3 protein-coding genes and 1 pseudogene are annotated in these 6,734 nt (G+C 70.5%); 1 reads left to right on the top strand and 3 read right to left on the bottom strand.

What is annotated here, in order from left to right:
- Positions 1 to 21 precede the first annotated feature (21 nt).
- Genes AC6H2I_RS27655 through AC6H2I_RS27665 form a run of 3 tightly spaced genes read right to left on the bottom strand, consistent with a single transcriptional unit; the run spans position 22 to position 5,046 of the window.
- Positions 22 to 1,029, bottom strand: a complete 1,008-nt coding sequence (locus AC6H2I_RS27655; RefSeq protein WP_497504001.1) for a WD40/YVTN/BNR-like repeat-containing protein — start codon at positions 1,027 to 1,029, stop codon at positions 22 to 24.
- A 37-nt stretch (positions 1,030 to 1,066) separates the two neighbouring features.
- Complete coding sequence (locus AC6H2I_RS27660; protein ID WP_497504002.1) at positions 1,067 to 2,446, bottom strand: DUF1329 domain-containing protein; 1,380 nt, start codon at positions 2,444 to 2,446, stop codon at positions 1,067 to 1,069.
- A 29-nt stretch (positions 2,447 to 2,475) separates the two neighbouring features.
- A complete protein-coding gene (locus AC6H2I_RS27665) occupies positions 2,476 to 5,046 on the bottom strand; it encodes an efflux RND transporter permease subunit (RefSeq protein WP_497504003.1) in 2,571 nt (856 codons plus the stop codon).
- A 488-nt stretch (positions 5,047 to 5,534) separates the two neighbouring features.
- Between AC6H2I_RS27665 and AC6H2I_RS27670 the strand changes: the two are divergent.
- Positions 5,535 to 6,734, top strand: a pseudogene (locus AC6H2I_RS27670) (hypothetical protein); the annotation flags it as partial.

A 6,734-nucleotide genomic window follows, 5' to 3' on the forward strand; every position in this document is an offset into this window, starting at 1 on the left:
CCCCCCACGCTGCCGTTCGATTCATTGTGTGTCCTCCCGTTTCGGATTGTCTGCACGCGTTTGGCCGGTGCGTCCCGCGGCAAACGGATCGAGGGCGACCACCCGGCCGCCGTGACCCACCAGCACGAGGCGGCCGGCCCCTTCCCCCACCGCCTGGTACCAGCCGGTGGCGATGTCTCCCCGGGTCACCGGGTCCCAGGTCCGGCCGCCGTCGCGGCTGACGTAGGCGCTGCGGATCCCCGCGGCGAACGCCTTGCCGCCGGCCGCCCAGACGCCAAGCAGCGCTTCCGCGGGCACCGTGTCCGTGGTCCAGCTCCGCCCGTCGTCGGCGGTGCGGGCGATCACCCCCTTCTGGCCGACGGCGAGGCCGCGGCCGTTGCCATCGATGACCACGTCGAACAGCGAGGCGTCGCCGCGCGCCGCCACCGCCCAGCTCCGCCCGCCATCGGCGGAGCGCAGGACCAGCCCGAACTCGCCCACCACCACGACCCGGTCGCCGTCGACCTGGACGCCGTAGAGGTGCGGCTCCGACCCTTCCGGCGTCAGCGCCGCCCAGTCGAAGGACACCGCCTGCCAGCTCCGCCCGGCGTCGGTGGAGCGCAGCACGGTGCCGAAGGCGCCGACCGCCACGGCCAGGCCGCCGGCCGCGGCGCCGACCGCGAACAGGCGCTCTTCGGTGCCGCTGGCGGCCGGGGTCCAGGCGCCGTCGTCCAGCCGCAGGATGGTGCCGCCCTGGCCGACCGCCAGCACGGTGCCGGCGCCGATGGCGACGCCCAGCAGGGCGCGGTCGGACGCCGCCGGCCGGCGTGTCCAGGTGGCGCCGCCATCGCCGGAGGACAGGACGAGCCCGCCGGCCCCGACCGCCCAGCCCGCGGTGCCGCGGACCGCGACGTCGAACACCGCGTCGTGCGGCGTGCCTTGAAACAGCGTGGTGAACCCGCCGCCGGCCGCGTCGGCCGGTCGGGTCCCGCCGACCAGGGCGCCTGCCAGGAACAGGCAGAGCGCCGCGGCCGGGAGGTGTGCGCGCATGGGCGTCTCCCCGCGATGAAGGACGAAGTGCGGCCGCTCAGGTGCCGAACCGCTGCATGGCCTGGGAGGTCAGGTAGCGGTCGTGGATGTCCGGCCCGATGTTCCAGCGGCTCTGGATTCCGCCGACGATCTCCTTGGCCTGGAGGAAGCGGCTCATGCGGTTGGACTGGATGTCGTGGCTGTGCACGTGGGTCCAGGACCAGCCGACCTGCCCGTTGTCCATGATGGTGGTGGCGCCGTCGCTGTACTGGCCGAAGGCCGGCTCGAACGACTTCCACATCTCGCCGCGGCGGTCGAAGGTGATGTAGCCCACGAACATCATGTTGCGGGCGTCGAGGTAGACCCGCTTCTTGCTGACGGGGGCGCGCGGGAAGTGCACCGGCTCGGCCTCGACGATCAGCACCTCGGGGATCAGCTCCTTGCTGTCCTCGAAGAAGGTGTTGCCCTGCGGGCCGCCGTGCACCGGGCGCTCCCAGTTGGCGTGGCGGCCGCCGGTGAAGTTGCCGGACGCGGAGCCCAGCATCGGCTTGGCTCCGACCAGCTTGTAGTTGCCCCAGGTCAGCATGGGGTCGCCGGCCGCCCAGGAATCGGAGAGGAAGATGGTGATGCCCGGCACCAGCGGCTCGAAGCGCTGGTTGGTGGGGAAGCGGCGCACCCGCTTGAAGGCGGGCAGGTAGCCCAGCAGGTCGGGGAACTTGCTCTGGTCGTAGTGCCAGGTGTTGAGGAAGGCCGTGCCCTTGGTGTCGTTGGGGGCGGTGAACCAGACGGACTGGTAGCGCAGCTTGTCCTTCTGCCCCTCCAGATAGGGCTGCGGGTGGGAGACCAGGCCCACCGTGTTCTGCTCCGCCCACAGGAAATCGTACTGGTAGGACAGGCCGCCGTCGGGCGAGATGTCCCAGTCGCGGATGCCGTAGACGGCGTCGTCGTGGCGGCCCCAGGACAGCACCAGGTTGGCGAACGCCTCCTGCCCGGATTTCGGATCGGGGAAGGGGTTGCCGCCGATCCACGGCTCGCCCGTGTCGGTCACCACGTTGCCGTCGGCGGCGAGGCGCCCCTTGCCGGCGTTGCGCAGGGTGGCTTCGAGGTAGTCGTGGGGGAACAGCTTGGTGGCGTCGCGGGTGGTCTCGACGATGTTGATCCGCCGCCCCATGGTCTTGACCTGCATGTAGGCGATGGGGTCCAGCAGGTCCTTGACCACCTCGACGTTGTCGGCGGTGACCACGTCACCGGGCTTGATGCGGCCCTTGGTGTAAAGCTCGATGGACAGCAGCTCGTCCGGGTAGGCCTTGCCGATGTCGCCGGAGCGGGCGATGGTGGGCCACAGCGGGGCCAGCACGCCGGCCGTCAGCACGCCCTTCGCCGTCTTCTCCAGAAAGGCGCGCCGCGTGAAATCGGGGCCGTACTTCCTGATGTGCATGACGTTCTCTCCCCTTGAATGCTTGGTCTTCAGTGTTTGCGGGCCGCGCCCGGGGCGGCCGCCAGCGGCGGGCCGGCGGGGCCGGCGTCCGGCCGGGTGTCGTCCTGCCCGGTGCGGGTGGCGTCGGCGACGATGCCGTCCTCGTGGAAGACGTATTCGGAGAGGTTCAGCCCCTCGCCCACCAGCAGGTCGGGATCGCGCAGGAACCGCGGCTTGACGAGCCAGACCAGCAGCGGCAGGACGATCAGCGCGATGACCATGTTGATCAGCATGACCATCACCAGCAGCAGCCCCATGTCGGCCAGGAACTTCAGTTCCGACAGCACGTACCAGGGCAGGATGCCGACCAGCACGATGGAGGCGGTGAAGAAGATCGCCTTGCCGGTGGTGGTGACCGAGGCGAGGATCGCCGCCCCCTCCTCGCGGTAGTCCTGGTATTCCTCGTGGATGCGGCTGAGCAGGTAGATGCCGTAGTCGATGCCCACGCCGATGCCGATGGCGGCGATGGGAAGCGTGTTGACGTCGAGCCCGATCCCCATCAGCGCCATCACCGCGCCGAGGAACAGGTTGGACAGGTTGACCGGAATCAGCAGGATCAGCCCGGCCACCGGCGAGCCGTAGGCGTAGGAGCAGGTGACCAGGATGATGACGTTGAGCAGCGCGAGGATGACCCACTGGTAGTGGTCGACCACGTCGTTGACCGACTGCTGCAATGCGATGGTGCCGGTGGCGAGCCGGATGCGGAACAGCTCGTGGTCGGGACCGACCTGGGCCACCGCGGCGCGCGCCTGTTCCAGCGCGCGGTCGACGGTCCCCTGCTTGTTGTCCTTGTACCAGAGCGAGACGGTGGCGTTGCGCTGCTCGAAGTCGGTGACGTGCAGGAAGGCCTTGGGGCTGGTGCCGACCATCAGGGCGCCGGTCGCCGCACCGACCGCCGCGTCGTCGGGATCGAGCGGTGCCCATTTGGGATTGCCGCCGCTGAACAGCCGGTTGGCCTCGGGCAGGTAGTCGGCGAAGGACAGCGTGGCCTCGGGCGGGTGCTCGCCGGCCTCCAGGATGGTCTGCAGGCGGGCCATGGTGAGGACGGTGTCGGCCTTGCGGGCAACGCGGTCCAGGGCGTCCTGGTCCTTGGCCTCGAAGACGATCTCCAGGGTGTTGAGGCCGGGGAAGTGGCGGTTGATGGCGGCGACGGCGGTGTTGTAGTCGGAGTCCGGGCGCAGCAGGCTGCTGCCCTCCACGGGGTTGCCGACGGCGAGCTGCGTCACCTGCCAGACGCTGAGCGCGGTGAGCACCACGACGACCGCGGTGGTGGCGGGGGCACGCCGGCCGAAGGAGAGATGGGCGACCCCGTTCAGCAGGCGCTTGATGCGCCCGTGGGCCGACCCGACGCCACCGCCGCCCGTGCCGCCGCCCGTGCCGCCGCCCGTGCCGTCCCCGTCCGCGCCGCCGGTCCCGACAATGCGCGCCACGTTGCGCGGCTTGGGCAGCCACATCAGCAGCAGCGGCGCCAGCAGAACGTTGGTGGGGATCAGCATCATCGCCCAGAATCCGCAGAACAGGGCGAAGCGTTCCATGGCCGGGATCGGCGCCACGGCGATCAGGAACAGCCCCGCGGCGTCGGTGACGATGCCCAGCACGCCCGGCGCGAACATGACGCCCAGCGCCACCTCCGCCGCCTTGCGGCGGTGCGGCACGTGGGTGAGGATCTCGTAATAGCGCTCGGTGAACTGGACGCAGTGGCTGAAGGAGCGGGCCACCAGCAGCAGCGGCACCACCATCACCAGCGGCTCGATCGGCACGCCCAGCCAGCCGACGAACCCGAAGCCCCACACCGCCGCCACCGCGCTGACCACCAGCGGGGCCACCACCCCGGCGACGTTGCGCATGTAGAGGATCAGCGCCAGCAGCAGCGCCGCCGCGGTGACGCCGAAGATGCCCAGCATCTGCCATTCGTAGAAATAGACCCAGCCCGTCAGCACCGGCTGTCCGGCCAGGAAGACCTGGTGGTCGGCGTCGGCCGCGGCGGATGCCAGGCGTTGCAGGTAGGCGAACGCCTCGCCGTAGTCGAGGCGGTGCTCGATGAAGGTGGCGGTGATGAGGGTGGCGGTCTCGTCCTCGGAGACCATGAAGCGCCGCACGTTGGGCGCCTTCAGCACGCGGTCGCGGAAGGTGGCGATCTCGTCGGCGTCGCGTGGCGGGTGGTCGCCCATCAGCGGCTGGGCATCGATGCCGAACGGCGTGGCGACGGCGTAGCGCGCCTTCTCCGTCGCCACCGACAGGATCTGGTCGTGGTCGACACCGGGAGCGAGGTCGATGTCGCGGGTGAGGTCCCAGACCTTGGCCAGCGTGGCGGCGTTGTAGATGTCGCCGTCGCGGCGCTTGACCATCACGGTGACGGTCAGCGGGTTGCCGAAGTTCGGATGGTCCTTGTAGGTCTGGACGAAGGGATGATCGGCGGGCAGCAGGTCGCTGAAGATGGTCTTCAGTTCGACGTTGGGCAGGCCGCCGGCCAGGGCCAGGGTGATGGCCGCCAGGACGAGGAACGACGTTCGGTTGTGGCGGACCACCGTCCTGGCGATCCTGTAGATGATGCGTTTCACCAGCCCTCCCCCCGGATGTCCTCGCCGACGGCTGTGGCCGCCGGTCGCTCTCATCGGCCATCCTGGGGAGGGGGTGGGGGAAGAGGCCCCCCCGAAAGGATGGCGGGAGTGATTTTCAGCGGGGCGGATGGCCGGCGGGGATGGTGGCCTTCGGCACCGTCACGCCGTCACCGCCGGCGGTTCGGGACGGCGCGGCCCGGCCTGGCTCGCGACCCGTGGTGATCCCCATGCCCGATTTCCGACAGAATCGATAAAACTCAGTCAAGAATCTGTCTGGTCTTCGTCGCCGCGCCCACTGGAAAGGATTTATTGGCGGTTCCGCGAAAATTTATGTGACCGCCCAGCAGAGCAATGCTACAAGTGGGACGAATTTTTCTGATTGCTTTGCCGGAGACCCTGCCGTCATGCGCAGTACTGGCACCCGCGCGCGTGAAGCGTCTTTGACGCCGCGCAGCGCCGACCCATAACCGCCTCGCGGCAACAGAAAGTTGAAAAACATCGGTGGACGTCCTCTCTCCTCGCGATCCGGCCGGGAGACGCAAGGGTCAACCGCTTCCCCGCCACCCGTGTTGCGAACCGGAGACCGATCGATGGCCGTCAATGTTGCGAACGCCACTCAATTGTACAATGCGATCGTCGGCGCCAACAGCGGCATCGACACCGACATCGTCCTGACGGGCAACATGTCCCTCGGCAGCGTCAAGCTGCCGCCGCTGACGGCGAGCATGACGATCAACGGCGGCGGTTTCACCATCGACGCCGGTGGCACTGCGCGCGTGTTCTTCGTGCTCGACGGCACGGCGACGATCTCCAACCTGACGATCGACAACGCCCTGGCCCGGGGCGGCGCCGGCGGAACCGGTGGCGGCGGCGGGCTGGGTGCCGGTGCGGCGATCTTCGTGAACACCGGCGCCAACGCCCAATTGACCGGCGTGACGATCGCGGACGCCACGGCCATCGGCGGCACCGGCGGCACCGGCGCAGCCAGCCAGGGCGGCGGCGGCGGCGGCGGCCTCGGCGGTCCGGGGGGCGGCGGCGGATCGACCGTCGATGGCGGCGGCGGCGGCGGCGGCGGGCTGCTCGGCCCGGACACCGGCGGGGTCTCCGGCGGATTCGGCGTCGGCGGGACCGCCAACATCAGCGGTGGCGGCGGCGCCGGAGTCTTCGCGGGTGGCGGAGGTGGAACCACGGACGGCGGCGGCGGCGGCGGCGGCTTCTCCACCTCCGGCGGCGACGGAGTCAGCAACAGCGGCGGCGGCCCCGGCGGCGGCCCCGAGGGAGGTTTTGGAGGCGGCATCATTGGTGGATCGGGGGGCGTCGGAACCGGTCCCGACGGCGGCGGCGGCGGCGGCGCCAGAGGAGAGTTGGACGGCATTCAGGTGGCCGCGGGCAACGGTGCGGCGGGCGGGGATTTCAGCGGTGGGGGCGGTGGCGGCCATGCCTTCAACAGCGGCTTGGCGGGCGGCGCAGGAGGAAACGGCGGGTTGGGCGGCGGCGGCGGCGGTGGCGGCGGCAGCCTCTCCAATTCGGACGGCGCCGGGGGCGCCGGGGGCGCCTTCGGCGGCGGCGGCGGCGGTGGCGGCGACACCGGAACCGGTGGAGCCGGCGGGTTCGGCGGTGGTGGTGGTGGTGGCACGGCGACCGGCGGAGCCGGCGGGTTGGGCGGCGGCGGCGGCGGCGGTTCCACG

The organism is Azospirillum sp. NS33, from assembly GCF_059703765.1.